28 protein-coding genes are annotated in these 25,402 nt (G+C 50.9%); 12 read left to right on the top strand and 16 right to left on the bottom strand.

Annotated elements, in window-relative coordinates; all coding sequences use genetic code 11:
• Positions 1-3 precede the first annotated feature (3 nt).
• The 6 genes from EDM56_RS21160 to EDM56_RS21135 all read right to left on the bottom strand — a co-directional run bounded on the left by EDM56_RS21160 (position 4) and on the right by EDM56_RS21135 (position 5,137).
• Complete coding sequence (locus EDM56_RS21160; protein WP_122919900.1) at positions 4-957, bottom strand: MsnO8 family LLM class oxidoreductase; 954 nt, start codon at positions 955-957, stop codon at positions 4-6.
• Between the two features lie 274 nt (positions 958-1,231).
• Positions 1,232-2,626: a dipeptidase gene (locus EDM56_RS21155; RefSeq protein ID WP_122919899.1), complete on the bottom strand. Its 1,395-nt coding sequence runs from the start codon at positions 2,624-2,626 to the stop codon at positions 1,232-1,234.
• 156 nt (positions 2,627-2,782) lie between these two features.
• The gene (locus tag EDM56_RS21150; protein ID WP_122919898.1) at positions 2,783-3,193 is read right to left on the bottom strand and encodes a C40 family peptidase; all 411 of its coding nucleotides are present in this window, start codon (positions 3,191-3,193) and stop codon (positions 2,783-2,785) included.
• A gap of 104 nt (positions 3,194-3,297) precedes the next feature.
• Positions 3,298-4,296: an NAD(P)H-dependent flavin oxidoreductase gene (locus EDM56_RS21145; RefSeq protein WP_122919897.1), complete on the bottom strand. Its 999-nt coding sequence runs from the start codon at positions 4,294-4,296 to the stop codon at positions 3,298-3,300.
• A 5-nt stretch (positions 4,297-4,301) separates the two neighbouring features.
• Positions 4,302-4,706, bottom strand: a complete 405-nt coding sequence (locus EDM56_RS21140) for a hotdog fold thioesterase (protein WP_122919896.1) — start codon at positions 4,704-4,706, stop codon at positions 4,302-4,304.
• Positions 4,703-5,137 carry a MarR family winged helix-turn-helix transcriptional regulator gene (locus EDM56_RS21135; protein ID WP_122920032.1) on the bottom strand — a complete coding sequence of 145 codons (435 nt, stop codon included), beginning with the start codon at positions 5,135-5,137 and terminating at the stop codon, positions 4,703-4,705. The genes EDM56_RS21140 and EDM56_RS21135 overlap by 4 nt, the downstream gene beginning before the upstream one ends.
• Positions 5,138-5,360: 223 nt before the next feature.
• On the opposite strand from EDM56_RS21135, the gene EDM56_RS21130 reads away from it, so the two are divergent.
• Positions 5,361-5,600: a helix-turn-helix domain-containing protein gene (locus tag EDM56_RS21130; RefSeq protein WP_122919895.1), complete on the top strand. Its 240-nt coding sequence runs from the start codon at positions 5,361-5,363 to the stop codon at positions 5,598-5,600.
• 21 nt (positions 5,601-5,621) lie between these two features.
• Entirely contained in the window at positions 5,622-6,143 is a 522-nt protein-coding gene (gene def / locus EDM56_RS21125; protein WP_122919894.1) for a peptide deformylase, read from the top strand.
• Between the two features lie 60 nt (positions 6,144-6,203).
• On the opposite strand, the gene EDM56_RS21120 is transcribed toward def, so the two are convergent.
• The gene (locus tag EDM56_RS21120; protein WP_183192538.1) at positions 6,204-6,698 is read right to left on the bottom strand and encodes a GNAT family N-acetyltransferase; all 495 of its coding nucleotides are present in this window, start codon (positions 6,696-6,698) and stop codon (positions 6,204-6,206) included.
• Positions 6,699-6,879: 181 nt separating this feature from the next.
• On the opposite strand from EDM56_RS21120, the gene trhA reads away from it, so the two are divergent.
• Both trhA and EDM56_RS21110 read left to right on the top strand, forming a co-directional pair.
• Positions 6,880-7,521, top strand: coding sequence for a PAQR family membrane homeostasis protein TrhA (trhA, locus tag EDM56_RS21115; protein ID WP_122919892.1), 642 nt, complete (start codon positions 6,880-6,882; stop codon positions 7,519-7,521).
• A 105-nt stretch (positions 7,522-7,626) separates the two neighbouring features.
• On the top strand, positions 7,627-8,211 hold the full coding sequence (locus EDM56_RS21110) for a class I SAM-dependent methyltransferase (protein WP_122919891.1): 585 nt from the start codon (positions 7,627-7,629) through the stop codon (positions 8,209-8,211).
• 328 nt (positions 8,212-8,539) lie between these two features.
• On the opposite strand, the gene EDM56_RS21100 is transcribed toward EDM56_RS21110, so the two are convergent.
• Positions 8,540-9,421 (bottom strand): YitT family protein, encoded by an 882-nt coding sequence (locus EDM56_RS21100; protein ID WP_122919890.1) that lies wholly within the window; start codon positions 9,419-9,421, stop codon positions 8,540-8,542.
• Between the two features lie 158 nt (positions 9,422-9,579).
• Between EDM56_RS21100 and EDM56_RS21095 the strand changes: the two genes are divergently transcribed.
• The gene (locus EDM56_RS21095) at positions 9,580-10,635 is read left to right on the top strand and encodes a DUF4855 domain-containing protein (RefSeq protein WP_122919889.1); all 1,056 of its coding nucleotides are present in this window, start codon (positions 9,580-9,582) and stop codon (positions 10,633-10,635) included.
• Between the two features lie 88 nt (positions 10,636-10,723).
• Here EDM56_RS21095 and EDM56_RS21090 read toward each other — a convergent pair whose 3' ends face one another.
• Genes EDM56_RS21090 through EDM56_RS21080 form a run of 3 tightly spaced genes read right to left on the bottom strand, consistent with a single transcriptional unit; the run spans position 10,724 to position 15,486 of the window.
• Complete coding sequence (locus EDM56_RS21090) at positions 10,724-11,953, bottom strand: efflux RND transporter periplasmic adaptor subunit (RefSeq protein ID WP_122919888.1); 1,230 nt, start codon at positions 11,951-11,953, stop codon at positions 10,724-10,726.
• 27 nt (positions 11,954-11,980) lie between these two features.
• On the bottom strand, positions 11,981-15,118 hold the full coding sequence (locus tag EDM56_RS21085; protein WP_122919887.1) for an efflux RND transporter permease subunit: 3,138 nt from the start codon (positions 15,116-15,118) through the stop codon (positions 11,981-11,983).
• Between the two features lie 20 nt (positions 15,119-15,138).
• On the bottom strand, positions 15,139-15,486 hold the full coding sequence (locus EDM56_RS21080) for a MarR family winged helix-turn-helix transcriptional regulator (RefSeq protein WP_122919886.1): 348 nt from the start codon (positions 15,484-15,486) through the stop codon (positions 15,139-15,141).
• 206 nt (positions 15,487-15,692) lie between these two features.
• Here EDM56_RS21080 and EDM56_RS21075 point away from each other — a divergent pair, with 206 nt between their 5' ends.
• Complete coding sequence (locus tag EDM56_RS21075) at positions 15,693-16,892, top strand: sensor histidine kinase (RefSeq protein ID WP_246009474.1); 1,200 nt, start codon at positions 15,693-15,695, stop codon at positions 16,890-16,892.
• Positions 16,889-17,575, top strand: coding sequence for a response regulator (locus tag EDM56_RS21070; RefSeq protein ID WP_122919885.1), 687 nt, complete (start codon positions 16,889-16,891; stop codon positions 17,573-17,575). The genes EDM56_RS21075 and EDM56_RS21070 overlap by 4 nt, the downstream gene beginning before the upstream one ends.
• A gap of 63 nt (positions 17,576-17,638) precedes the next feature.
• On the opposite strand, the gene EDM56_RS21065 is transcribed toward EDM56_RS21070, so the two are convergent.
• The 3 genes from EDM56_RS21065 to EDM56_RS21055 form a co-directional block, all read right to left on the bottom strand.
• Positions 17,639-18,163, bottom strand: a complete 525-nt coding sequence (locus tag EDM56_RS21065) for an acyl-CoA thioesterase (protein WP_122919884.1) — start codon at positions 18,161-18,163, stop codon at positions 17,639-17,641.
• A gap of 124 nt (positions 18,164-18,287) precedes the next feature.
• Entirely contained in the window at positions 18,288-19,064 is a 777-nt protein-coding gene (locus tag EDM56_RS21060) for an alpha/beta hydrolase (RefSeq protein ID WP_122919883.1), read from the bottom strand.
• A gap of 120 nt (positions 19,065-19,184) precedes the next feature.
• Positions 19,185-19,784, bottom strand: coding sequence for a DedA family protein (locus EDM56_RS21055; RefSeq protein ID WP_122919882.1), 600 nt, complete (start codon positions 19,782-19,784; stop codon positions 19,185-19,187).
• 213 nt (positions 19,785-19,997) lie between these two features.
• Between EDM56_RS21055 and EDM56_RS21050 the strand changes: the two genes are divergently transcribed.
• The 3 genes from EDM56_RS21050 to EDM56_RS21040 all read left to right on the top strand — a co-directional run bounded on the left by EDM56_RS21050 (position 19,998) and on the right by EDM56_RS21040 (position 22,154).
• Positions 19,998-21,344 carry an MFS transporter gene (locus EDM56_RS21050; protein ID WP_483995138.1) on the top strand — a complete coding sequence of 449 codons (1,347 nt, stop codon included), beginning with the start codon at positions 19,998-20,000 and terminating at the stop codon, positions 21,342-21,344.
• Positions 21,345-21,411: 67 nt separating this feature from the next.
• Positions 21,412-21,624, top strand: a complete 213-nt coding sequence (locus EDM56_RS21045; RefSeq protein WP_122919881.1) for a hypothetical protein — start codon at positions 21,412-21,414, stop codon at positions 21,622-21,624.
• 74 nt (positions 21,625-21,698) lie between these two features.
• Entirely contained in the window at positions 21,699-22,154 is a 456-nt protein-coding gene (locus EDM56_RS21040; RefSeq protein ID WP_122919880.1) for an SRPBCC family protein, read from the top strand.
• 72 nt (positions 22,155-22,226) lie between these two features.
• Here the strand turns inward: EDM56_RS21040 and EDM56_RS21035 are convergent, their stop codons facing one another.
• Positions 22,227-22,544, bottom strand: coding sequence for a hypothetical protein (locus EDM56_RS21035; RefSeq protein WP_122919879.1), 318 nt, complete (start codon positions 22,542-22,544; stop codon positions 22,227-22,229).
• A 210-nt stretch (positions 22,545-22,754) separates the two neighbouring features.
• Here EDM56_RS21035 and EDM56_RS21030 point away from each other — a divergent pair, with 210 nt between their 5' ends.
• Complete coding sequence (locus EDM56_RS21030) at positions 22,755-23,348, top strand: YdeI/OmpD-associated family protein (RefSeq protein ID WP_122919878.1); 594 nt, start codon at positions 22,755-22,757, stop codon at positions 23,346-23,348.
• A gap of 34 nt (positions 23,349-23,382) precedes the next feature.
• Entirely contained in the window at positions 23,383-24,294 is a 912-nt protein-coding gene (locus tag EDM56_RS21025; RefSeq protein ID WP_122919877.1) for a TIM barrel protein, read from the top strand.
• A 27-nt stretch (positions 24,295-24,321) separates the two neighbouring features.
• On the opposite strand, the gene EDM56_RS21020 is transcribed toward EDM56_RS21025, so the two are convergent.
• Complete coding sequence (locus EDM56_RS21020; protein WP_122919876.1) at positions 24,322-25,251, bottom strand: hypothetical protein; 930 nt, start codon at positions 25,249-25,251, stop codon at positions 24,322-24,324.
• Between the last annotated feature and the right edge of the window lie 151 nt (positions 25,252-25,402).

Here is a 25,402-nt window from a genome sequence, read left to right as displayed (position 1 = left end):
AGGCTATTCCCCCAAAACGGCGTGAGCCAACAAGCGGTACGAACGCAGACGCTTTTCGTAATCCGGAATTGGTGTGGTGATCATGTATTCGTCGATACCCGTTCTCTCCTGCAGCGCGACCAGTTCGGAACGAATTTGCTCAGGCGTACCGACAAGCATTTTCTTACCCGTGCTTGGCATGGGGGTAGATTCCGGCGTTAAGGAGGCCGCGCCGCTCCAGCGTTTCGCTTCTTCTCCTAATGCTTCAGCCGTTTCCGGCGTTTCCGCGCATACGACTCCGATTGCCATGATTGCGCGTGGGGCAGGATGTTTGTCCGTCGCCTGATAGTTGTTGCGGTACAGCTCCACGATCTCACTGCCATCCGTATCGCTCATGAATTGGCCAAACACAAACCCCGCACCGACCGCAGCCGCGTATTCAGCACTTTTCCGATTTGTCCCAAGCAGCCAGAGCTGTGCGGGTACGGGAGGGATCGGGCGGGCAATTACCGGCCTTCCGTCAATTTGGTACGTGTTATTTAAAAGTGCGGTCACATCTTGCAAAAGCGCCGGCATTTGATACACCTGCTGCAAATAGGACTCGCTCAAAGCGAGTGAAGCATGGGCAGGTCCTCCTGGTGCACGTCCGATCCCCAAGTCAATTCGGTCAGGATAGAGCGTGGCCAAGAGGGCAAACGCCTCCGCCACTTTGTACGGTTTGTAATAGGGCAAAAGAACGGCACCCGACCCAATCCGAATCGTGGATGTCTGCGATCCGATATGCGCCAGCAAAACCTCCGGACATGAGGAAGCCAGATGCGGCAAATCATGATGCTCCGGCACCCAATAGCGGGTATACCCAGCCTTTTCCGCCGTCTGCGCGAGCAAAAGCGACTGCTGCAGCGCTTCGTACGGTGAGACATGTTGATAAATCGGCGATACATCCAGTACACTTAAACGCAAGTCGTTCACTCTCATTCTCCTTTCATTCTACATTCCGCTTTTACAGGCGCAGCCTACTCAGCGGTTTAGAACCTGTTTACGTCCATATTTGTCAGAGATCGGCCCATAAAGCAAGCATTCATGAGCAAATCCGATGGAAATAGTACTCCCTACGGTAGTTGCCTGTGTCGGCGTCACATGAAATCGATCTACAAACAAAGTTAATAAGGGTATCGTCCCCCATCACAGCAAAGCACAAAAAAACACGCCATCACTATTTGAGCGGCAGCGTGTTTGGGGTACGAAACTTTTAGCCATTGATCGACGTCAAACCGGCGATTTCGTCCAGGAAGCAGCAAATGGTCCGCAAGCCCGTATCGAAATTAACCAAATAAAAGTGCTCGTTCGGTGCATGGTAATTCTCATCCGGCATCCCAAAGCCCATCAATACGATTGGCAGGTGCATCAAGCGGTGGAATACTTCTACGGCCGGAATCGTTCCGCCTACGCGGGTGTATAGCGGTTCAGCCCCATAGGTAGCAATGTACGCTCGGGCTGCAGCCTGGATAGCCGGATGGCTCACCGGTGTCGAATAGGGGCTCGCTTTCCCCGGCAACCAGCTGGTCGAGACAGTCATGCCTGCAGGCTTGTGTTTTTGCAAATGCTGCTCGATCTTTTCCAATATTCGCTCGGGGACTTGTCCGTCTACGAGGCGGCAGGTGATTTTGGCATGGGCTTCAGCAGGTATGACCGTCTTCGTCCCCTCTCCTTGAAAGCCGCCCCACATGCCGTTGATATCCAGTGTTGGCCTGGCCCAATTGCGTTCAAGTGCCGAGTATTCCGGTTCGCCAAACAGCGATTCGACGCCAAGGGACTCACGAGTCGCTTCCGCATCGTACGGTATTCGGGCAAACGCCGTTTTCTCTTCTTCTGAAAGCGATTTCACATCATCGTAAAATCCTTCTATGGCAATGCGTCCATCTTCGGCAACAAGACTCGCTAAAAGCTGTGCCATCGCATGCAGTGGATTGTGCACCAGGCCGCCAAAAAATCCAGAATGCAGGTCTTCCTTTTGCCCGCGCAAATCAATTTGCAACCCGCACAAGCCTTTCAGCCCGTAATAAATCGCTGGCTGCCCCGCTTCCCACAGCGGCGTATCGGAAATTACCACAACATCGGCCGCCAATAAGTCCTGATTTTCCGCAACGAAAGCTTCAAAATGGGGGCTTGCAATCTCTTCTTCCCCCTCAAAGCAAACCTTGATATTGACAGGGAGTTCGCCTCTGCATGCCATGAGTGCCTCGATCGCTTTGATGTGCATGAACAGCTGCCCTTTATCATCGGTCGCCCCCCGTGCATACAGCTTTTCATCGCGAATGGTCGGTTCAAATGGAGGCGTGTCCCATAGTGCGAGCGGGTCAACCGGCTGCACATCATAGTGGCCATAGATGAGGACTGTCGGCTTGTCCGGAGCATTCAGCCATTCCGCATACACGACTGGATGGCCTGCAGTCTGCAATACGATGGCATTTTCCATTCCTGCCGCCATCAGTTCCGTCGTGAGCCACTTCGCCGCTCTCTCCATGTCCGCTTGGTGTGAAGGCAGTGAGCTTATGCTTGGAATAGACAAAAATGCTTGTAGTTCCTGCAAGTGCCGTTCCCGATTCTCCTTGAAATAGGTGTCATACTGAACCGTGTCTGCCATGTATCCGATCACTCCTTTTTTGTAAGCGCTTTGCCCGTTCCCTCACAGCATGAAACGCAAGCAGAGCCAATTTCCGAATATTCATTCCTATTCTCGCAAAAAAGAGGACTGGTGACAAATGGTTTGTCGCCAGCCTTTTTTCTTCATTTTCATCTATCAATCAAGAATGACCCTGCGCGCCTTTGCCAGCACGCCTTTTGGATACTGATGGATATTGATGATACCGATACCGCCTTCCTCCGCAGCGTGAATCATATGATTATTCCCTAAATAAGCCGCGACATGCCCGATCTTTTGCAGCCCTTTACGATGCCGGCGCTTGTGCGTCTTGTAAAAGAGCAAGTCACCACGCCTGATTTCCCCGAGTGTAACTGGCCTTCCGTGTTTGCTTTGTTCGCGGGAAATGCGCGGCAATTCGATCCCATGTTTGCCGTAAATGTACTGCGTGAATGAGCTGCAATCGAATCGCCGCGTAGAACCGGGTTTTGCTCCGAACAAGTAAGGAGTGCCGAGGTACTTTTTCCCAAGCCCAATGATGCTATCCGCTTTTCTTTTCCAGTTGGACAAACAATATCACATCCCCACATAGCAGTTGTCATCAGCATATGTAGGAATGGCGTCTGCCCGTCTGGACGGTTGGATGCGAGCTGGAAAAGTTGGGCGGCAGACTGTCAGTGAAAGGGCGCGTTCCTTTTGATTTGTTTTTCTGAAAGCGTTCGGTACGCTGCCTCATATTCGCAGCGAAGCTCGCTTACCACCGATGCAACGGACTGCACATTCTTCACAGCACCAACGCCTTGGCCAGCTGACCAAATGTCTTTCCATGCCTTGGCACCCGTCCCATCAGCTTTGACGAAGGTGAAATCCATCTCCGCTTTTTTCTGCAATGCATCGGGATCGAGCCCTGCACCTCGAATACTTGGCACGAGATAATTAGCTTTGACACCACTGAACGCGTCGGTATAAAGCAGATCCTCAAGCGTGGCTTGCCGCAGCATCTCTCGGTAGCTGTCGCTCGCCATACTTTCCTCCGTTGCGATGAAACGCGTCCCCATGTAAGCTAGGTCGGCGCCGAGCACTTCCGCTGCCAAAATATCATGCCCATGCGACACACACCCCGCAAGCACCGTAATGCCTTGCCAAAATTGCTTGACTTCGCCCATGAACGCAAGCGGATTGATCACCCCGGCATGGCCGCCAGCTCCGTTGCAGACGAGGATCAGCCCATCGACCCCTTTTTGCGCGGCTTTTCGAGCATGGTGCACCGTGCTCACATCGGAAAAAACAAGGCCGCCGTATGCATGTACGACCTCCACCACGCGCATCGGATCACCGAGCGAGGTGATGACGAGCGGTGGCTGGTACGCGGTGATCAGTGCCAGATCGTCGTCGAATCGCTTGTTCGAATGATGGACAATCAGGTTCACCGCCCAAGGGGCAACGCACCGTTCGGGTTCCGCTTGCTTGATTGCCGCAAGCTCATTTGTGATCGCTTGCAGCCATTCCTCCAGTTGATCCGAAGTCCTGGCATTCAAGACGGGAAAGGAACCGATGATTCCGGCTTTGCAGCTTTCGATCACTAGCCTCGGGCCAGATACCAGAAACATCGGGGCGGAAATGGCCGGAAGCACCATCTGATCGAGCCATCTGGCGAGTAGATGTGCTGCCATGCGATTCACCCCTTCCCCTGTTCGGTTTTAACGATCGCCACCGTGCAGCGGGAGATGCAGATTAAACGCTCTTCCTCGTCTTGTATTTTGATGTCCCAGACCATCGTCGTGCGCCCTTTGTGCAGCGGAGTCGCGATCGCCGTGACGATCCCGTCTTTTTTCGGACGGAGATGGTTCGCATTAATTTCCAAACCCACCGCCACTTCACGTTCTTGATCAACGTTGTACCACGTACCGAAGCTTGCGACCGTTTCGGCAAGCACTACCGATGCGCCGCCATGTAGCAGTCCGAACGGCTGGTGTGTAGCGGCATGCACCGGCATTGTCGCGATCACGCGATCTTTCGATACCTCGACCATCTTGATTCCCAATGCACCGACAATGGTTTCTTCCAATGGTTTCATGTTCATCTTTTTCCCTCTCCTTCGTGTAGTCCGATTCGATACAGCAAGTTTTTCAGTAAAGACACCTCGTCATCAGTCAAGGCTTGAACCGTCTCCTCCTCTGCCACCTGCATACTTTGGTGCAATACCGCTTGAAGTTCTTGCCCTCTGTCCGTTACGAAAATCTGGTTGACGCGGCGATCGCACGGGTCCGGCCTGCGCTCGACCAACCTGTTTTGTGCCATCCGGTCGATTAATCCGGTCATGGTGGCGGAATCCAACCGCAAGCGCTCCCCTAGCTCCGCACCGTTTTGCCCGTCCCGCTCATACAGTAGATGCAACATTGCATATTGAACAGGGGTGACACCGTACGGCTGCAGTAGCTGCTTGCCGATTTGGTAGGAACGCTGCTGCGCTTTACCCAGCAAAAACGTCAAACATTCCTCAATAGGTTCCATTTCATTCGCTCCTGTCATTTTATCTGTCAATTCTGAATATAACACGCAAATTTCACCTTGTATACAAGTTAATTGGATAGAAGCTTTCTCACCCGCCCAAGACAACAAAAAGTTACTGCTAATGATTCCCTTTTCATCGGTATCTGGTATATTAGGTAATACATAAAAAAATTAGGCAGCACCTAAATAACAGGTTGCTTGTTCGACTGGAAGGGTGAATGTGATGTTGATCTGGATGTTGCGCCAAGTAATGGCGGAGCGAGGAATATGGACCGGAGCCGAACTAGCACGGCTGTTGAAGGACAAAGCAGGGTATCAGCTTTCTGCCCCATCGATCAGCGCGCTGCTCAATGAGCAGCCAAAGCAGATGAAAGCGGAAACACTCGATGCCTTGTGCACGGCTTTGGCTTGCACGCCCAATGATCTGTGGTCGCATACTCCTACCCAGAGAAAAGGCGCCTAACGGAAGAAAGGGGATAACTCCATGTCTGTCAAAACCATCTTGCCCTTCGGCGATCCTATTTTGCGAAAGATGGCAAAGCCGGTGATAGCGATTGATGCCAAAGTCATCAAGCTGCTCGACGACTTAGCCGAAACCCTTTATGACGAGGAAGGCCGTGCCGGCTTGGCGGCACCACAGATCGGCATCTTGAAGCGTGTCGTTGTCATGGATTGCGGCGACGGTCTGATTGAGCTGATCAATCCGGAAATCGTGGAAATGAGCGGGCAGCAGGTTGGGCCGGAAGCGTGCCTGTCTTTTCCCGGGTATACAGGGACGGTCAAACGTGCGAAATCGGTAACCGTCAAAACACTGAATCGCCAAGGTGAAACTGTGCTGCTTCACGGGCGTGATTACTTGGCCCGCTGCATGCAGCACGAGATCGACCACCTAAACGGGATTCTCTTCATCGACCATATCGAAAAAAATGCGCTTTACCACAACGAAACGAAAAAGCGCGCCAATTTGATGGACGCCATCCGCCTGTCACGTACTGAATGGGGATAAACGCGAAAGAACCAGCCTATGTAGCACGGCTGGTTCTGCTTTCATGTCTTCAATTGGCGATTACCGCAAGATTTTCCGCAAAAAAATATTCCCCTCATATCCTTGGCCGTACACATCCGGCAGCGTGGCGACCGGAACGAGCCCGTTTTTCCCATAAAATGCAATGACATCGTAATCATCCGCCGCGGTCATGGCAAACATACAGTAGACACAGCGTTCTCGCAACACTTTTTCCGCATGTGCCAGCAAAATAGACCCGACACCTTTCCGACGGAGCTGTTCGCTGACCGCAATGTCCAAAATCTCACCCCTCGCGCCAAGCGTCGGAATGCCACTGGGCGCCTCTTCATGCAAAATCACGACGATCCCCGTGGGTTCACACTCCTCCTCCGCATGATAGCCAAAAAATTGCGCCCCTCTCGCAAAATGCAGGTGGACCCGGTTGCGCAGCCATTCATCGTGGTCAGGAAGCCGTCGATCCAGCCTGACATGCTCAGCCGCAGCGAGCAAATCCAAATACGGTTCAATTTGCCATTCATCCACTTTCGTAATCATTCGTCTACTCTCCATCCTCCAGCTTTTCAATTTCTTCTCTGTTTTTTCCAGTTTACTGGTTCTCCGGCTGATCGACAATCCTTTTTCCTGCCACGTAGCAGGTAGGGATTGGAAGGCGTTTTGTGCTATACTAACGAAAAATCAGACACCATTTTGGTGCCGCACACAAGGAAGTGTCGTCATGGCTAGCACACACGTCTTCTCAAAAGCAGAAGAAGTTGCCAACTCAATCACACATGGTCTCGGCGCACTGCTCTGCATTCCTGCGCTCGTCCTCTTGGTCACGTTCGCCGCCCGCTTCGGCTCGGCTTGGCATGTCGTCAGCTTTACCCTGTTTGGTGTGACCATGCTCTTGTTGTACGTCTCCTCCACCATGCTGCATGCACTGCCAACAGGGAAAGCGAAAGACGTTTTCGAGGTCATGGATCATTCCTCCATCTACTTTTTCATCGCGGGTACGTACACGCCATTTTTGTTCCTCGCCGTAAAAGGCTGGCTAGGCTGGACGTTGTTCGGTATCGTCTGGGGAATGGCAGTCGGCGGGACTGTGTTCAAATGCTTTTTCGCGAAAAAATTTCTGTTCCTTTCCACGCTTCTGTATGTCGTCATGGGGTGGCTGATCATCTTTGCCTGGAACGATCTTGCCATGCATTTGCAAGGGATCGGACTCATGCTGCTCATTATCGGTGGCGTGCTGTACTCGGTCGGCGCGATTTTTTATGTATGGAGAGGCTTTACGTTTCATCACGCCGTCTGGCATCTGTTCGTGCTCGGTGGATCAACCGCCCACTTTTTTTCCGTGCTGCAGCTCTTGCCAGCCTGATCCTCTGACATTTCCAAACATTTAAGAAAAAAATAAGAAAATCCCTCACTTTTTTTCTAGATTTATTCGTTATGATGATACGGTAAAACAAGGAGGGATTTTCTTATGCTTAACCTGACAGCTGCTCTCCAAGAGCGTCTCTACTTTCTCTATAAATTCATCCGCTTCCCAAAGCAAATCGGCAGTGTAACACCAAGCTCCCCCTTTTTGGCGAAAACGATGCTCGATGCCGTCCCTTGGGGAAACGTGACGGCGATCGCCGAGCTCGGATCTGGCACCGGGGCGATCACGAAACACCTGCTTGCCACAAGCCCCCAGCCGCAGCATGTGCTCTTGTTCGAAAAAGACGACACGCTGCGCGCCCACTTGGCAAGACAATACCCCGACTATGCGGTCTATGAAGATGCGTGCCAACTGGAAACCGCCTTATTGCGTGAAGGAATCGAACAGCTCGATTGCATCTTGAGCGGTCTGCCATTTTTCAATTTTCCGCAAGCAGTTCGCGACCGGATTTTGGAGCAGATCGATGCGACACTGAAACCCGGCGGGCTTTTCATCGCGTTTCAATACTCCCACCAAATGAAAAAACAGCTGTCCGATCGCTTTGACTTGCTTTCAATTGAATTCGTGCCTGTCAATGTTCCGCCCGCTTTCGTGTACGTTTGCCAAAAAAGATGCGAGCCGAATTGAAGCCAAACATTCTTGTGGTTGAAGATTACGCCGACATCCGGGACGTCCTCCACATTTATTTGCGCAACGAAGGGTTTTAGGTCACAGAGGCGGAAGACGGCCTGAAAGCCGTCGCTTTGCTGAAAGTGCGGAGAACTCGCGCAACGAGGACAGCCTCCTGCCTGGTTCCGGACTTGGTCTGGCCATCGCAAAAATATCGTTGATTTGCATTATGGCCACATCTGGCTAACACACCGTGACGGGCTTTATACGTTTTACTTTCGCTGTCTAGTGAGCAGCGAAAAGGACTTGGCTGATACACCAAGTCCTTTTTCTATTGCGGTTATTGCTAGTGAATGTCTTTTTTCTTGAATCGACCGCCGCGCACATCATGAATGTTGCCGATCGCCAGAAATGCGCTCGGATCGATCTCCTCAACGACCGCTTTCAGCTTGGCTTCCTCAATTCGCGTAATGACGCAGAAGATGACTTTCTTCACGTCACCCGAATAGCCGCCCTCCCCTTCCAGATAGGTGACACCACGGCCGAGGCGGGCCGACAACGCATCCCCGATCTCAACGGGATTGTCGCTAATGATCCAAACCGACTTGGATTGGTTAAGCCCTTCGATCGTGACATCGATCATTTTGGTAGCGATATAGTACGCGATTAACGAATACATCGCATTGTTCCAGCCGAATACGAACCCGGCGCTGCCTAAAATGAAAATATTGAAGAACATAACCAGTTCCCCGACGGAAAACGGCGTTTTTTTCGAAAGTAAAATCGCGACGATCTCGGTTCCGTCGAGCGAACCGCCCGCACGCATGACCAAACCAACGCCGATCCCCAAGATAATTCCGCCGAAAACCGCAGAGAGCAGGCTATCTTGCGTAAAGCTCGGCACAGGTATCAGATAAGACGTGCCAAGCGACATAATCACGATCCCGATTAGTGTGGAGATCGCAAATGTTTTCCCGATTTGCTTGTAACCGATAAACAGAAACGGCAAGTTCAGCACGACCAGAAACAAGCCGAGTGGCAAATGGGTGAGATGGGACAGCATGATGGAGATACCTGTAATGCCTCCATCAATGATGTTATTGGGTACCAAAAAGATTTCCAGCGCGACTGAAACCAGCAGTGATCCGATGATAATACCTAGCGCCCTGCGCACCAGATGCGCCTTGCGCATTCGTTTATGATTGACTTTTGCAGCGATTCCTTCCATTCTCATCATCCTAACGTAAAGTGGATCTATGTGAACTCTCACATTTTGTCCGATTGGTAGTGGGTTAATTCTTCGCATGCGTATAATTGGCAAGCGGTGTGTCATATGCTGTGGCGTGCATTTATGTTTTTCACTCGTAAAGCGGGGTTGAAGCGATCATGTCTCCTTATCCGAATCTTGCTTGTTCCTGCGTGAACCAGCTCTTTCTCGCTTATACCGGTTACAGCATCGGTTCTGATAGCATTCCACAGTACCAGTTTTGGGAGCCTAGTGACCTGCTCCCGGTCATTGCCCATCTTGACCGGCAAACCGGCACCATCAACGGGAGCATGTTTACAGATGTCTTGTTTCTCGCATTCGCCGTGTTAAACGAGCAGGGTGAGCCGCGTTATTTGACCCGCAATGAGCAAGCACCAGCGACAGTCGCGGACTGGACGATTTATACAGATGAGCTTTTCTTATGCACGCGCAATCTGGATGCACTTCGGATCGCGCATGAAAAAACATGCTTTGCCGAATGGACGCGTGTCTGGGTTGCTTTGCCCTATCCGAATCCAAGCGTTGTCGGCGATGATGCGAACCGGATTCGAGCAATCATCCGCTGGATGGACGACTTCCTCGCCCGATGGGACACTGCCTCTCTTGACTGTCAGCTTCGCTTAATGGGCTTTTACTGGGTCCAGGAAAGTGTCTATTTTACAGGACCCGCGAATGATGACCGGTCCGTGATCCGTGCCGTCAATCGGGCGATCCGTGCGCGATGTGCCGCTGGGTCGCTACTGCACTCTCTCTGGATACCGTATCAGCAAGCAAATGGCTGGGACCAGTGGCGAAAGCTCGGCTTCTCCCTCTCCTTCCTACAGCCCAACCACTATTTCCAGCCAACCCAGCTCATCGAAACAGCAGCTGTACAAAGCTATGCAAACGGTTTAGGCGTCGAAATCGAGTTTGATTTGGGCGTCACCTATGATGCTGCCAAGCGCGCACGGCTGCAGGAATATCTCAGGCTCGGCGCAACTGGCGGGACCGATCCAGCCGGTAACGTGTTCGGACCATATATGCGAACGTCTCCCTTGGCGTGGTATTCGGGTGGCTGGTTCTTTGGCAAGAACGGCAGAAAGCAGGCGTTCGTCAGTCTTTATCAATCGGACGGTCCGCTTTATGACCAAATCTACTGGTACTTGCACGGTATCTATGAACCGCAGACTGATTAACCGAAATGATATGTACGTAATGGCGAAAAACCTAGGCTAGCTGCCCTAGGTTTTTCGCCACTCTATTTCGCCCGAATCGCTCTTTTGTTTATTTCGCGATCGTTACCTTGCTGCCGTCTTTCAGCAGCGTTTGTCCTTTGACGACGACCTGATCCCCTTGGGAAATTCCCGTGAGCACCTCGATATCGTCGCTGGAGCTGTCACCTGTTGTTACCTCTACCTCTTTGGCAACATCCCCGTTGATGACAAACACATTTTGCTTCCCATCACGATCAAATACAGCTTTGCGGGAAACGATCAGTTTTTGCGCCTTGCCAGCATTTTGGCCTTGGAACGTCACATTGACAACCATATCTGCCTTCAGCTCATTGGACGGATTCGGAATGGTGATCTCGATCGGATATGCTTTGAGCATGGAATCCATCACAGGGCTGACCGCCGTCACTTTTGCATCCAGCTGTTTGTTCAATGACGTAACGTTCACTTTCGCTGCGGAACCTACTTTAACTGTTGTGATCTCCGCTTCCGACAGATTCGCTTTCACGATCAGCGGATTGGTATTGACTAACACCACAACAGGCCCTTGTGGAGAAGCGAATTGGCCGATTGCTCCTTTGACCGAAGAGACATAGCCGCTGATCGGTGCTGTGACAACAGCGTTCGCCAGTTGCTCGCGGGCATTCTGCAAGCTGACTGCCGACTGCTTCACCGATGCTTCCGACACTTGGATGTTGCTCATTTGCTCTGCGGATTGATACGACTCTCGCGCGTTGTCATACGCTGTCTGCGCATTGTTCAAACTGGTTTGCGCCTGTTCGAATTGTTGCGTGGAGATCGCGCCTTCTTTGAACAACTGCTGCATACGCTGCAGGTTCACCTGTGCATCAGACAAACCTTGTTCCGCCTGCTTCAGGCTGTTTTTGGCTTGCTCCAAGCCTTGGCTGGAGCTGTTTTTCGCTTGATTCAAGCTCGCTTGCGACAGCTTGTAGGAAGCTTCCGCCTGCGCAATCGAGTTTTGGATGTCTTGTTCATCTAAACGGAAGAGCAAGTCGCCTTGCTTCACATATTGTCCCAGCTTAACAGGCAGCGTAGTGATTTTGCCGGTGACTTTTGGGCTAACTTGGACCTCTTCGCTTGGTGCAAGCTTCGCCGAGAAACCTGCCTCCGATGTCACTAGACCCATTTTCGCCGCTTCGACTTGGACTGGTGTCGGGGCAGCCGGTGCTTCTGCCGGTCCTGCCGCTTCCTTGCTCGCGCAGCCTGCTGTCACCAGCACGGCCGCGAGAATCAATGCGATACCTTTTTTATTCACGTTCATGGTCTCCCTCCCTTTCAAAAACCCGCTCTATGCTTCTACGACGGTTCCTTTGTTTTGTTTCTGCAATTTTTTCAGTCTTCTCTTCTCTTTTTTCTCCCGTCTCTTTTTGCCGCGGTCATCGAACCATGAGAAGACGACTGGTACCAAGATCAAGGTGATGAGTGTCGCGAAGCTGAGACCGAAAATTACGGTGATCGCCATCGGTTTTTGCGTTTCGCCACCAGAGCCGCTCGCGACAGCAAGAGGTCCGATGGTCAATATCGTGGTCAGCGTCGTCATCAAGATCGGACGCAGACGAATCGGTCCTGCTTCCAGGATCGCTTCGCGCAGTTCCATCCCTTTTGCACGCAGCTGGTTGATGTAGTCGATCAGCACGATCGCGTTGTTCACGACCAGACCGACCAGCAAAATGTACCCGATCAAGACAGTTACGGACAGCGGTGTGCCGGTAACGAACAGACCGAGGATAACACCCGTAATCGTTGGCGGAATGGAGAACATGATGATGAACGGGCTATAGAACGATTCGAACTGCGCAGCCATAACCATGTACACCAGCACGACGGACAAGATGATTGCCAGACCAAGACTGCCGAACGATTCCGCCATGTCTTTGCTCTGACCGCCGAAATCGATGGTATAGCCATCTGGCAATGTCAATTTATCCAGTTTTGCTTTGACTTCCGAGCTAACCGAATTCAGGTCACGTCCAGCCAAATCAGAGGTGATTTTGACCTCACGCGTTTGGTTGGAACGGTTGATTGTCATTGGCACGTCGACCTTCGAGATTTTCGCAACATCGGAGATGGCAACCTGCGCGCCGCCCGGAGCCGAGATGCGATAGTTTTTCAGGTAGTTGATGTCTTCCTGGAAGCCTTCAGGCATTTTGATCCGCACATCGACTTCATCGTCGCCTGTACGGTATTTCGTGACGGTTTGCCCTTGGAACGCGGTGCGGACGCTGGACACGATCTGGCCTGTTGTCAGACCGTACATACTCGCTTTTTCCGCATCGACGGCAACCGAGTATTCTTGTTGGGTTTCATCCAAGCTGGTCGCGACGTTTGTCGTCCCTTTAACGCTTTTAACTTCATCTTTCATAACAGAGCTGATGTCTTTCAAGACAGCCAAATCATCGCCTCGCAGCGTGATTTGCAGCGGTGAACCTGTGGAGAAGCCTTGCGTTGTGGCAACGGTAATGTCCGCTCCCGGGATGTGCGCCAGTTTTTTCAGCATTTCCTGTGAAATGTCAGACGTCGAGCGATTTCGCTTGGTCACATCCACCAGCATGGCGGTGACGGTCGCGCGATTGGAAGAAGCAGTCGCAACAACCGCGGAGCCGCCCATCCCGATGGAGGAGGACATAACTTCCACTTCTTTATACTGGGATACGATGCTTTCCACTTCTTTGGTCGTTTTTTCTGTTTCTGCGAGCATCGTGCCGTTTGGCATTTTAATCGTGATGTTGATTTGTCCTTCATCCATGCTTGGGATGAACTCGGCACCAAGCATAGGGGTCATAGCCAAAGAACCGACCAAAAGGATCACGGTTGCAGTGAATACGGTTTTCCGGTGACCCAAAGCCCATTTGAGCGCTTTTTGATAGAAAATCTCCACTTTGCGGAACCACAGGTTGAACCAAATGATCGGATTGAACCCACGGTAACCGGTGTGATCGGCGTGATTTGGCACTTTCTTCAAAATGCGGGAGCTGAGCATCGGCACCAGCATGATTGAGAAGACAAGCGCCGCGATGTGCGAATACACGACGGTGAGTGCCAGTGGACCGAACAGCTCGGATGCGATCCCTTGGGTAAGCGCGATTGGCAAGAATACGCAAATTTGCGCCAGTGCGGATGCCATAACCGCTGTCCCCACTTCTTTGGCGCCGACCAGCGCCGCTTCCATCATGCCTTTGCCCTGTTCACGCTGACGGAAAATGTTCTCCAAAATAACGACGGCGAAGTCAACCAGAGAACCTAACCCCAGCGTCAAACCGGATAGTGAAATCAAGTTGATCGTCTGTCCGGTCATGTACATCAGCAAGAACGTTGCGACAACCGAGACCGGCAGTACGATGATGGCGATCAACATCGACGAGAAGCTGCCGAGGAAGAAGAACAGGATGATGATCCCGAACAATCCCCCCAAGAGAGCATGCTCTGCGGTCGTGTAGATCGAGTCTTTGATGTATTTGGATGAATCAAGTGTTGATGTAATTTTTACGTTTGTTGGCAGTTGTTTTTGAATGTCAGCAATCTCGGCTTTAACCTGATCGGCTACCTCAATGGTATTCCCGCCGGAAGCTTTGGTAATGGAGATGCCCAAGCTCGGTTTGCCGTTCACATAGCTCAGCTGGCTGATCTCAGACAACGTGTCTTTGACATCCGCCACATCTTTCAAACGAATTGTGGAGCCATTGCCCACAGAGATCGGCGTCAGGGCGATTTGTTCAACATTGGCGAACTCGCCTTGCACGCGGATGTTCAGCTTGCCGTCCCCTTCACGAACCGAGCCGGCCGAGCCAGACTGGTTGCTGCTGCCGATGGCTTGCTGAATCTGTTCGATGGAAAGACCGTAAGCGGCTACTTTAGCTGGATCGAGTACGACATCTACCTCACGACTTTGACCACCATTCAAGGCAGCGGAGGCAACCCCGTCAATGCGCTCCAGGCGCGGCTGAATCGTATCTTCCGCCAACTTTTTCAGCTTGTTCACATCGGTTTCGCCGGTTAAGGCGTAGTTCATGATCGGCTGGCTGTTCGGGTCAATGCGTAGAACGCGCGGCGAATTGGCCGTATCCGGCAGCATGCCGCGAATGCGGTCTACTTTGTCACGCATATCGAGGGTCGCTTGGTCGAGGTCAGTTCCCCAGTTAAACATGAGGATAACCTGCGAAGCACCCTGTATTGAAACGGATTGAATGCTATCCAGATTGGCAACGGTTCCTAGCGCTGACTCGATCGGCTTCGTTACTAGCTTCTCAACCTCACTCGGTGATGCCCCTCCATCGACTGAAGTCACGACGACCGCAACCGGAAAATTCAGCTCCGGCATCAGGTCAATCGGCAGCCGCGGCAGCGATATCGCACCAAAAATCAGCATCGCGATCGTCAACATGATAATGGTGACGGGACGCTTGATCGAAATCTCAGACAAATTCAAACTGACTCACCTCTCTTATTTCAACTAGATGCCCGTTTCTTGCTGTTGGAACGATTCCCGGTTGTACTGCATGACAAACTGACACGCTCCGTGGGCGCCACCCAAATCATGCGCCGGTCGTGTTCATCACGCACTCGCTTGACCAGATTTTCCCGTTCCAATCGATCCACAAGCCCAGAAATGGTGCTGTACGGCATCTCGACCGCCTTGCTGATCTCACCGATGGTTTTTGGATTCTGTACAATTTGCTCTAAGATGAGAACTTGCTGCCAAGTGATATCCGACGTATCCAATTCTTGATTGGATTTACTCGAAAATAGCTCACTCGCCTCCCGCAAGAGCTTTGCGAGCCGTATTAATTCCTCCATCAAAGCCCTCCATTCTACATACCTTTCCACACACATCCTTCGGATTAAGGAATACTTGCTCGATCCTAATTGTAATGAGAAATGGAAATAGTGACGTCTACCGCTAGGTGTAGAAAGTGAGATGAGCGGCTCTATCTAGAGTTAGATGACACCCCATGATAGAATGGAAGATAAGGCAACAAACCGTTTAAGAAAGAAGGATTTGCGTGTTTGAAACAATCTCTGCTTACATGAACAGGCATGTGACGCCGATCTGGTTTTTCATTCTCATGCTTCTGGCATGGTTACCCAACGCGTTTGCATCCAAAAACGCCATGCAGCTGTTGACTTCCTTCGTGCTGTTTGCCGTATACATGGGGATGTTCCTGATCCCTCAGCATCGCCGCAACCCCGCTTTGCTCCGGTTCGCCGTCTATACCGTCGGTGTCCTTACCTTAATTAAAGGGGTCTTTTGGGGAGATGAGGGCTTCGGGCTCATCATCATGCTCGCAATTTTTATCGGGCTGCGCATTTTAGGAAAAGAGGCGTTCTGGATCGCAGCGTTTTTCGGCGTGACGACAGCCGTACTGCTATTCTTGATCCACCACAAGTATTTGGAAATCATTCCGTTTCTTCTTACATTTGCCGGTATCTTCAGTGGAGCGCGCGGCTACCGCATTCAGACGGAAGCCTATCGGCAAAACCAGATTCACCTAGCTGAGCTGCAGGAAGCGCATCAAGAGCTGCAGGAAACACATGCGGAGCTACAGGAAGCTTCCGTCAACACGATGCAGGTAGCTGTGCTGGAAGAGCGGACGAGAATCGCCCGCGACATCCACGATGAATTGGGCCATAGCCTGACCTCCATCATCGTGCAAATGCGCGCCTTGCAATACATGCTAAAAGATGGTCCTACCGATGCGCAGGAGGCTGTCACCAACATGCTCGATGTTGCCAAAAAGGGACTGGAAAATATCCGCAGCTCCGTCCACACCCTGGCAAGCGACAACACCGCATTGGGGATGTCCCCGATCCGCGCATTTTTGTCGCTGACGCAAAAAAATACAGGACTGTCGTGCCAATTGTTAACGCACGATCCAGAACTAGCGTTAACCAAAGAGATGACGATTGTCTTTTATCGTGTCATTCAGGAAGCGGTAACAAATGCGCTGCGCCATTCGGAGGCCACCCATTTCCACGTCGGTTTCGATCAAAACGCAGACTATTTGTTCATGACGATCCGTGATAATGGAAAAATCACCCCGAAGGACGAATGGACACCTGGCTTCGGCTTGAAAGGCATGGTTGAGCGCATCAAAAAAATCAATGGCAAAGTCACCTATTTCGCGCGCGAACCGCACGGCTTCCAAATCGATATCGCGGTTCCGCACCGAACCAAGCCTGCAGAAGGGAGAATGCAACGATGACCCAAGAGAACGACCAACGGAAAATACGAGTCGTCCTGGTAGATGACCAGACGATGATACGGCAAGGGCTCGGCTATGTGATCAAAATGCAGCCGGAAATGGAAGTGGTCGGCGAAGCGTCTGACGGCCTGGAAGCGATCGAGCTCGTGGAGAAAGTGAAACCAGATGTCATCTTAATGGATGTGCAGATGCCAAAATGCTCGGGCATTGAAGCGACTCGTCAGATCATTCGCAGCTCGCCTGGCGTCAAAGTGCTGATTTTGACCACCTTTGACATCCAGGAATATGTGGTCGAAGGCATCCGGGCAGGTGCTGTCGGTTACATGCTCAAAGACGCGGATTCGCTGGAAATGTTGGAATTAATCCGCCGCGCGTATCAGGGTGAGGCATTGTTTCGGACGGAAACGGCCGCACAGGCTCTCGCGGAAGTGCTACATTCCAACAATACGTTCGCTACGGATAGTCAAAATGAAGAATATACGCTGCTGGAGGATTTGACTGATCGGGAAAAGGATGTGCTCCAGCAGCTCACCTACGGATACCGCAACGAGCAAATCGCGCAAAATTTATTCATTTCCGAAGGGACCGTCAAAACCCATGTGCACCGCATTTTGCAAAAAATGGGTGTCGATGACCGGACACAAGCGGTTGCCATCGCACTGCGTAACAAAATCGTTCAATAAACAGTAAAAACCTCATCGTTTGGAGGAAGTCGATCCCTCCTGCATCGATGAGGTTTTTTCGCATTATTCCTTTGGTTCCCACGGCCGCCTAGTTCCAAGTAAGTCAGCCAAATGCTTACTGCGCATCCGCCGTTGTTTACGCGCTTCGGCCCGCTCGGCTGCATTTTGGTGCAAAAACTTCTCTTCCTCGGTTTCCGGGATGACTTTCGGAACTTTTGTCGGCTTGCCATCCTTCCCGATCGCTACGAACGTCAGAAACGAGGTTGCGCACACGGTCCGTTCCCCCGTATGCAAATCTTCAGAGACGATTTTGACGAAAACCTCCATCGAAGTGTTGTGCGTCCAGGTGACAAAAGCTTCAAGCGACACTTCATAATCCACCCGAATCGGCTGCAAAAAATCGACCGAATCAGTCGAGGCCGTGACAACAGGGCCTCTCGCGTGCTTCATCGCAGAAATCGCTGCGACATCATCGATATGCGCCATCAGCTTACCGCCGAACAATGTATTGTGATTGTTTGTATCGGGCGGCAACACATGACTCGCTTTAAATGTACGGGATTCGCGTACAAATCGTTCCGCTTGCATGGAAACGACTCCTTCCTTTATGTGCCTCATGATTGAATGATTGCATGCCCTTTCACTTCTGCATCCGTGAATGATTTCCTCCTCGACGCAACGTGGAAAACTTTTCACACTCGCCACCGCCTCATCACGCGTGAGTATGTAGCCATTCGATGAGCAGCTCTTTCACCACATCCAGATGACGGGAAAAACCATGATCAGCGTCCTCGATCAGCTCCAACTGAACCGGTCCTTGGTACGTTTCCGCCAGTTGCTGGGTAGAGGCATACGGAATCGCCGTATCTGCTGTACCGTGTACCAATAAGAGCGGGCAGTCATACGAATGGCATGCGGTTAGTGCCGTGTGCTTTTTTGCTGCCAAATCTTGCACCAGCTGCGGCTGCAGCGTATAAGAAGAACCATAAAAATGCGAAATCGTCTCGCCGGCAAGCGATTTTTCCCATAGCTCGGGACCAATGATACGTTCGCGATAATTGACTGCCGGCTCCACCTCCGGAGCAAGTGCAATTCTGCCAGCAATTCGCTTTTCCGTGTCCTCATAAGTCAACGAAATGCATCCACCCAAGCTGTGCCCGAGCAGAAAAATCGACGACTCGCAATATGCTGGCTGCCCTACCGTCCACTCAATCACGTTGTGCACATCTTCTTTCCAGCCACTGACCGACGTATCTTCCGCAAACGTGCCTTCACTTTCCCCCGATCCAGCGTACTCGAACCGGATCACGGCAAAGCCTGCCCCTTCCATTGCATTGGCGAGTTGGAGATACCGTTGACCACCTCCGACCTTTTCCCCGGTGAAGCCATGACACATGATGACGATTGCGGTCGTTTCACGCTGATCTGGCTGATGCAGCATCGCGGATAAACGTTTTCCCCTACTTTCGATCCATACGTGTTCTTTCATTTTACAACCTCCTCCGCTACACACAATTTTTCTCGTACAAAAAGCTCCACAGAAAATATCTGGGGAGCTTTTTCATGTTCACTTGCAATTCTACTGTTTGCACAATTGATCGTCACGGTTCTACAAGACTTTTCGCGTACGCACATAGTAATAGCAGCCGTAGCCGATTGCAATGACAACCGGGATCCACAGCAGCATCATGCCATAGTCGTGAACCATCGTCCCGACTTCCTGCACATGGTTGCCGACGAAGCGGCCAACAATGAAGAACACCAGCGTCCAAACGAAACCAGTCGTATACGAATACAGTGCATACCGGCGAAACGTCATTTTGTTGATCCCAACAAGGTACGGCATGACGTGACGGACAATCGGGAAAAAGTAGCTGATACAAAGCGCGAAGCTGCCGTATTTGACGACCAGCTTTTCTGAAAACGCGATGTATGTTTCCATTTTCCGCTTCTTGCGCAACTTGTCCATGATCGGTGTGCCTACATAACGTCCTAAAAAATACCCAAGGGACAAGCCCGAAATGACACCCAAATACGTCAGCAGAAAGGCAGGCACCGGCTCCAATAGGTGGCTGGATGTCACCGCGCCACCTGTCATCACGACCACTTCATCGGGAATCGGCATGCCGACAATCCCCAGCCACAAGGAGAAAAACAATGCGGCATAGCCAAATTGTTGAATCAGTGAAAGCAAATTTTCGTAAGACATACGTTTGATTTACCCTTTCTTCAGTCGGCATCGCAAGCAATGGCCCGCTGCGATGAATGGTTTTGCGCTCTTCTACCATATAGACGTAATGAAGGCAAAAACGTGACAGGCGAATGCTGATTTTTTCTACGACTGATCCAGGCAAAACCTGCAAAAATTGTATGATAGCTTTTCTGAATTGTCAATTTCCATATCTCAAAATGGTATTTTTTGGTGATTAATTTCATTTATGCTTTACTAAATTCAATTTTCTTGATTGGTCAATACAAGCATCAAGTGGTAGAATGTAAATCACGTATTAAAATTCCTGCTTTATTTTGTAAAGGTTGTGACAAACTCATGTCTTTTTCATGGAAGCGTAACCTCATTGTCTTGTGGACAGGTGTGTTTTTCTGTAGCACCGCCTATTCGATTTCCATCCCGTTTTTACCGATTTTTCTTCACACCTCGCTTGGGATCAACGAGCATTTGGAAGCATGGGCAGGCATTTCGTTTGGGATTACCTTTCTCGCCAGCGCGTTGATTTCGCCGTATTGGGGTTCGCTCGCTGACAAATATGGCCGAAAGCCAATGCTGATCCGATCCGGCTACAGCTTGGCTGTTTTGTATTTCCTGAATTATTTCGTCACGGACCCGTACTGGTTTCTCGTACTCCGCGTCTTCCAAGGCTTGCTCGCCGGTTATGTGCCTGCCTCCATCGCGCTTGTAGGCACGAACACACCGGAAAAGCACGTTGGCTACGCGCTTGGGATTATGGCGACAGCCGGTGCGACCGGCGGGATCGTTGGCCCGTTGATCGGCGGATTCGTCAGCCACTGGTTTGGCAACCGCGAAGCGTTTCTGTTTTCAGGTCTCGTGGTGTTGGTTGCGGCGTTGATTGCGACATTTTTCGCGAAAGAACACACGTTCAATCGGTCTGCTGAACGCTCGCATGTGCTCGACGACTTGAAGACTGCCTGGTCCAACCGGACATTCATTGGACTCATGGGACTGGTTATGATCGTGACGATGTCTGTCATGCTGCTGGAGCCGCTATTGACGGTATATGTGATGCAAATGGGCACGTCTCAGGAAAACGCGTCCCTCCATTCCGGCATCATCTTCTCAGCAGTCGGCGTAGCGACGGTTTTGGCAGCGCCACGTTGGGGCAAACTGGGAACGAAATACGGCTACAACAAAATTTTGTTCATTGGCTTGCTCGGCGGTGCGCTCGGCAACCTGCTGCAATTTTTCGTCTCCAACTTGATCGGCTTCGGAATCCTTCGATTTGTATATGGATTGTTTTTCGCAGCGGTGTACCCCTCCATTAATGCGACGATCGTCAAAGTGACGGAACCGGAATTCCGCGGCAGAGCGTTCAGCTTGAATCAATCCGCCACCCAAATGGCAACCATGCTCGGCCCTGTAATCGGCGGTATGCTGGGCGGACTGATCCCGATCCGCGTCGTCTTCATCATCAACGGACTCGGCTTGCTGCTCACCGCCTTCCTGCTGCGCTCGCGCAAGACAGCGAGCGTGCCGCTTGCCCATTCAACCGCGAAAGAATCGATGAAAATGTAAATCACGAACGTTTCATAGCCCGAATCGGCCTTCCTTTGCTACAATAGTGAAAAAAGGAGGCCGCTGTGTGAAAAAATCAATGTTCTTCGTCATCAACTGGGCTGAAGCCAAACAATATTCCGATGCGCTCAAACAGATGGAGCTCGACTTTACTATCGAAACGCCTGATGATATCCCAAGCCTCGCTCCAGGCGAGCTTGCCTTCGTCTTCCCCAGCCTGCCAATACGTCTTTATGCCAAGCTCCGCACCTTATTTTCGCAAGATGCGAAAAAATATTGACCACATCCAGTGCCCCAGCCATTTGGCTACTTGATACATGACGAAATCATTCAGTTGTCGTAAGGAGGATTGTCATGGCGAACTTATCATTTGTTTATGCCACGTACATCGCAACAACTCCTGAAAAGCTTTGGGAGGCGCTGACAGCAAGCGCGTATACGGAAGCGTATTTTTTCGGCACGAGCATCGCGTCCGACTGGCAAATCGGGTCCAAAGTGGCCTATTCGCGGAATGGGGAAGTCACAGATCACGGAATCATCCTTGCCTGTGAACCGCACCGCCTGTTGTCATTCACCTGGAATTATGTTGCGGATCAGTCCGAACGCGATGAACCGTCACGCGTCACCTTCACCTTGAAGCAGATGGATTCGATCGTCAAACTGACGCTCGTTCACGAAAATTTGCTTCCACAGGACATCGTGGATCGCGATGATACGTTTGAGGGGATCAACAATGGTTGGCCAGCTATTTTGAGCAATTTGAAAAGCTTGCTGGAAACAGGCAAGACGCTTCCTCCACTATCGTTGTAGGCGCAAAAGGGACAAGCACGCTTCTGCAGCTGTTTGTCCCTTTGTTGTGTTTGGGGCCAACGACTCCCACGATCAGCTCAATGCAAAAAAATGCTTCAAGAATCCCCAAGACGAGAGCACAAGCTCCCCCGCTTGTTCATAGGTGTATCGGTCCACTCGCCTCACATAAATCCCGGTATCCTGCTCCCAGGTCGCTTGCCACGTTATATTTCGTGGCGCGCCCTTACAAACTTGCTGGCACGTATCTTCAAGACTATTGCCAGTGCAAATGATCCCGTGCTCATCTTCCAGCCACTTCCGATAATCGTCTTCAGTCGGGCACGTCATAAATAGAATCGCCATCATACAAACCACTGCAAGCGCGATTCTGTGCCAGGTTTTTTTTCTCATGCAGCCCCTCCTCCCATCCCGATCCGCTCTCTATGACTCTATTGTAACGGTTGTGTCATGGGCTCGTTTACACAAAAGGAAACAAATCAATTCTCGAACGGTGCAGTAAAGGAAAATCGCGAATCGTTGACAAAGAATAGCATGAATTACCAGGTTGATGTATATTCAAGTAAAGGCAAAAAGTGACAGAAAGAAGAGGAGCGTTTCGGGATGACAACTACTAAAATGAATCCTAAGGTTGATGAATTTTTAAGTAAAGCAAAAAAGTGGAAGGAAGAGTTTGAGAAGCTAAGAAGTATCGTTCTTGACTGTGATCTGACCGAAGATTTTAAGTGGATGCATCCTTGTTACACGTTTGAGAAAAAAAATATCGTTTTAATCCATGGATTTAAAGAATATTGTGCGATTCTGTTTCACAAAGGTGCCTTGTTAAAGGATACCCACGGAATACTCATTCAACAAACGGAGAATGTACAGGCGGCACGCCAGATTCGCTTCACCACCGTTCAAGAAATTGTTGAAATGGAAGACGTCTTGAAAGCTTATATTCATGAAGCTATTGAAGTTGAAAAAGCCGGTTTGGAAGTGAATTTTAAGAAGACATCAGAATACACCATTCCTGAAGAATTTCAACAAAAACTCGATGAAAACCTTGCCTTGAAAAGTGCTTTTGAAGCATTGACGCCGGGGCGGCAAAAAGCTTACATATATTATTTTTCTGAACCCAAAACAGCCAAAACTCGAGAATCAAGGGTTGAAAAAAGTATGCAACAAATTCTCAATGGAAAAGGATTAAACGATTAGCACCAGCAAATATAGCAGCGGCAGGAATGGGTTGATGCGCGACCATTGCTGCCGCCAGTTTTTTTATCCCGCTCGTTCTGTCCGCAAGCAAGTTAATAAAAAAACAAAAGGAGCGATCACCTTGCGTCATCGGCTAGGCGTATCCGGCAGTACCATCTTATCCGACCCAGCACACTTTTCCGCCTTGTTTTGGGAAGGGATTGACCATATTGAGATCGGAGAATTTCCGGATGAACCGTCGTTTTCCACATTTCTGGACATGTACCGCAATCAAACAATCACATTCGGTATTCACTCTCCTCTGCTGCGGACAGGGAGCAAATACGACCTGCTTGAATCCGTCTTTATGGACTCTGCGTTAGCTTGGAAGCAAGTGGAACATGAGTGCCGCATGCTGCAGCAATTGGGCGCGACTTACCTACTCGTCCATTTCCCCTATTTCAAACGGGGGGTGCCCGCACGTGGAATCGAGCTGTTGGAGCAAGGGTTGGATCGGTTGCGAAGCATCCAGCAGGCGAGCGGGCTGCCCATCATCTGCGAACCAAAGCTCGGATTTGACAAATCCCCTACCGCGATTCAATTTTTTCACGATTCTCCGCTCTCCCTATGGGCTGACATCGGGCTTTGCATGGACATCGGCGATTTTTTGCTGGCCGACAGCGACTCGGTTAGCCGCTGTGTGGACAAGTGGCATAACCAGATCAAAGTTGTCCATTTACACAACGTCGAGCATAAGGACGAGGGAAAATATTGGTGGATCCCCGTCCATCCTTCCCATGAAAATGACGGCATCCATTTTCAGACCAGCAGCCTAATCCGGCAGCTTGCCCAATCGCCACAGGTCACATTCATCTTCGAGCACACCCCGCATAACCAGGCAAGCGCGGCTTTTATCCAGGAAGGATACGAGTGGGTGAAAATGCTGATTGGGCGCACCTCTGGATAACACACTTGGTGTGGCACAGCGTCCGTTTTACTCACTCGCGAATTCCTTGCGAACCGCTTCCCCTGCTGATGTCACCCGATACTGACCACGGCCAACCGGATTTTTTTCAAGCAAGCCTTTCTTGATCAACGCCTTCAATAAAGGACTGACAAACAGCGAGCCTGATTGATCAGCCCAATCGCGCGTCACACCGGGCAGCTGTCTGGCAATCTGTGTCGGTGTCTGCCATTGACCAGTGCTCAAGGCGAGCAAGACGCGCAGCTGCCTGTCGCTTAGGCGGATCGGGTTTTGCGACGGATCGTTCGTGCTCGCTGTCTGATTGCGGTAGCGAAAATACAGCTTACCCGCCTCCTTTTTCATCTCGCACCAGCTGCGCTCGAAGGTTTGCAGCGCTTTTGCCAGAGACGCGCGCGGTGAGGCATAGTGCGTCTCGCAATAATCGAGGATTTCGTTGATACGGCACCAGCCGCCTTTGCGCTTGAGGAACAGCTGGACATTGTTCATTGTGATCCTGTACGGCGTGACATAGCCCCCGCCTCGTTGGCCCCCTTTCACATCGGCAGTCAAATGATGGTGTGTCAGCGCCTCCTTTAAATGAGGCAGCGTTCTGCGCATGAACCTTGCATTTTTATCCGCCCAGATCGTTCCATATTTACTAAAGGTAAGCACGCCGATCCCGTAATCAGCTAAAACCATGCTGACGAATTTTTTGTATGCTTTCGGTTTATGCGGAATCGCGATCCATATGTAATTGGCATAGCCGCGCCAGCGCAGCGCCTGGTCAATCAGATCGAGCGTAAGCGATTGCTTCATTTCCACGACGCCCACCACCGCTCCACTTTTTGCAACGACGTCAGCACGTCCTCCCGCTCGGTTGCATTCTACCTCCGGGTATGCGGTGAATCCTCGTTCCTCGAGCCATTTCTTCACCGGCTCGTACATATCCGATTCTTTCAATGCTCTCCCTCATTTGCTTGTATTCGTATGGATGATGCCTTTAAGCAAATTCGCCGGCCGCTATCACTTCCACCCCGGCTGTGTCAAATATACAGGGTACTTGTTCCATGCTACAATGAAAAAGCTGATGAAACCACTATGAATTCCTGCA

This window comes from Brevibacillus fluminis (assembly GCF_003710825.1).
Lineage (GTDB): Bacteria > Bacillota > Bacilli > Brevibacillales > Brevibacillaceae > Brevibacillus_D > Brevibacillus_D fluminis.
Note: the sequence above shows the minus strand (reverse complement) of the source record. Positions and strands in the feature narration are given on the sequence as shown.

Excerpts from the sequence above, each read along its gene's own strand:
- def (WP_122919894.1), top strand. The coding sequence starts at position 5,622 with ATGTCTGTCAAAACCATCTTGCCCTTCGGCGATCCTATTTTGCGAAAG.
- EDM56_RS21135 (WP_122920032.1), bottom strand. The coding sequence starts at position 5,137 with ATGGAACCTATTGAGGAATGTTTGACGTTTTTGCTGGGTAAAGCGCAG.
- EDM56_RS21030 (WP_122919878.1), top strand. The coding sequence starts at position 22,755 with ATGACAACTACTAAAATGAATCCTAAGGTTGATGAATTTTTAAGTAAA.
- EDM56_RS21120 (WP_183192538.1), bottom strand. The coding sequence starts at position 6,698 with ATGATTACGAAAGTGGATGAATGGCAAATTGAACCGTATTTGGATTTG.
- EDM56_RS21160 (WP_122919900.1), bottom strand. The coding sequence starts at position 957 with ATGAGAGTGAACGACTTGCGTTTAAGTGTACTGGATGTATCGCCGATT.
- EDM56_RS21025 (WP_122919877.1), top strand. The coding sequence starts at position 23,383 with ATGCGCGACCATTGCTGCCGCCAGTTTTTTTATCCCGCTCGTTCTGTC.
- EDM56_RS21055 (WP_122919882.1), bottom strand. The coding sequence starts at position 19,784 with ATGTCTTACGAAAATTTGCTTTCACTGATTCAACAATTTGGCTATGCC.
- EDM56_RS21080 (WP_122919886.1), bottom strand. The coding sequence starts at position 15,486 with ATGGAGGAATTAATACGGCTCGCAAAGCTCTTGCGGGAGGCGAGTGAG.
- EDM56_RS21040 (WP_122919880.1), top strand. The coding sequence starts at position 21,699 with ATGGCGAACTTATCATTTGTTTATGCCACGTACATCGCAACAACTCCT.
- EDM56_RS21130 (WP_122919895.1), top strand. The coding sequence starts at position 5,361 with ATGTTGATCTGGATGTTGCGCCAAGTAATGGCGGAGCGAGGAATATGG.
- EDM56_RS21035 (WP_122919879.1), bottom strand. The coding sequence starts at position 22,544 with ATGAGAAAAAAAACCTGGCACAGAATCGCGCTTGCAGTGGTTTGTATG.
- EDM56_RS21090 (WP_122919888.1), bottom strand. The coding sequence starts at position 11,953 with ATGAACGTGAATAAAAAAGGTATCGCATTGATTCTCGCGGCCGTGCTG.
- EDM56_RS21140 (WP_122919896.1), bottom strand. The coding sequence starts at position 4,706 with ATGAACATGAAACCATTGGAAGAAACCATTGTCGGTGCATTGGGAATC.
- EDM56_RS21100 (WP_122919890.1), bottom strand. The coding sequence starts at position 9,421 with ATGGAAGGAATCGCTGCAAAAGTCAATCATAAACGAATGCGCAAGGCG.
- EDM56_RS21110 (WP_122919891.1), top strand. The coding sequence starts at position 7,627 with ATGCTTAACCTGACAGCTGCTCTCCAAGAGCGTCTCTACTTTCTCTAT.
- EDM56_RS21065 (WP_122919884.1), bottom strand. The coding sequence starts at position 18,163 with ATGCAAGCGGAACGATTTGTACGCGAATCCCGTACATTTAAAGCGAGT.
- EDM56_RS21145 (WP_122919897.1), bottom strand. The coding sequence starts at position 4,296 with ATGGCAGCACATCTACTCGCCAGATGGCTCGATCAGATGGTGCTTCCG.
- EDM56_RS21060 (WP_122919883.1), bottom strand. The coding sequence starts at position 19,064 with ATGAAAGAACACGTATGGATCGAAAGTAGGGGAAAACGTTTATCCGCG.
- EDM56_RS21155 (WP_122919899.1), bottom strand. The coding sequence starts at position 2,626 with ATGGCAGACACGGTTCAGTATGACACCTATTTCAAGGAGAATCGGGAA.
- EDM56_RS21095 (WP_122919889.1), top strand. The coding sequence starts at position 9,580 with ATGTCTCCTTATCCGAATCTTGCTTGTTCCTGCGTGAACCAGCTCTTT.
- trhA (WP_122919892.1), top strand. The coding sequence starts at position 6,880 with ATGGCTAGCACACACGTCTTCTCAAAAGCAGAAGAAGTTGCCAACTCA.
- EDM56_RS21070 (WP_122919885.1), top strand. The coding sequence starts at position 16,889 with ATGACCCAAGAGAACGACCAACGGAAAATACGAGTCGTCCTGGTAGAT.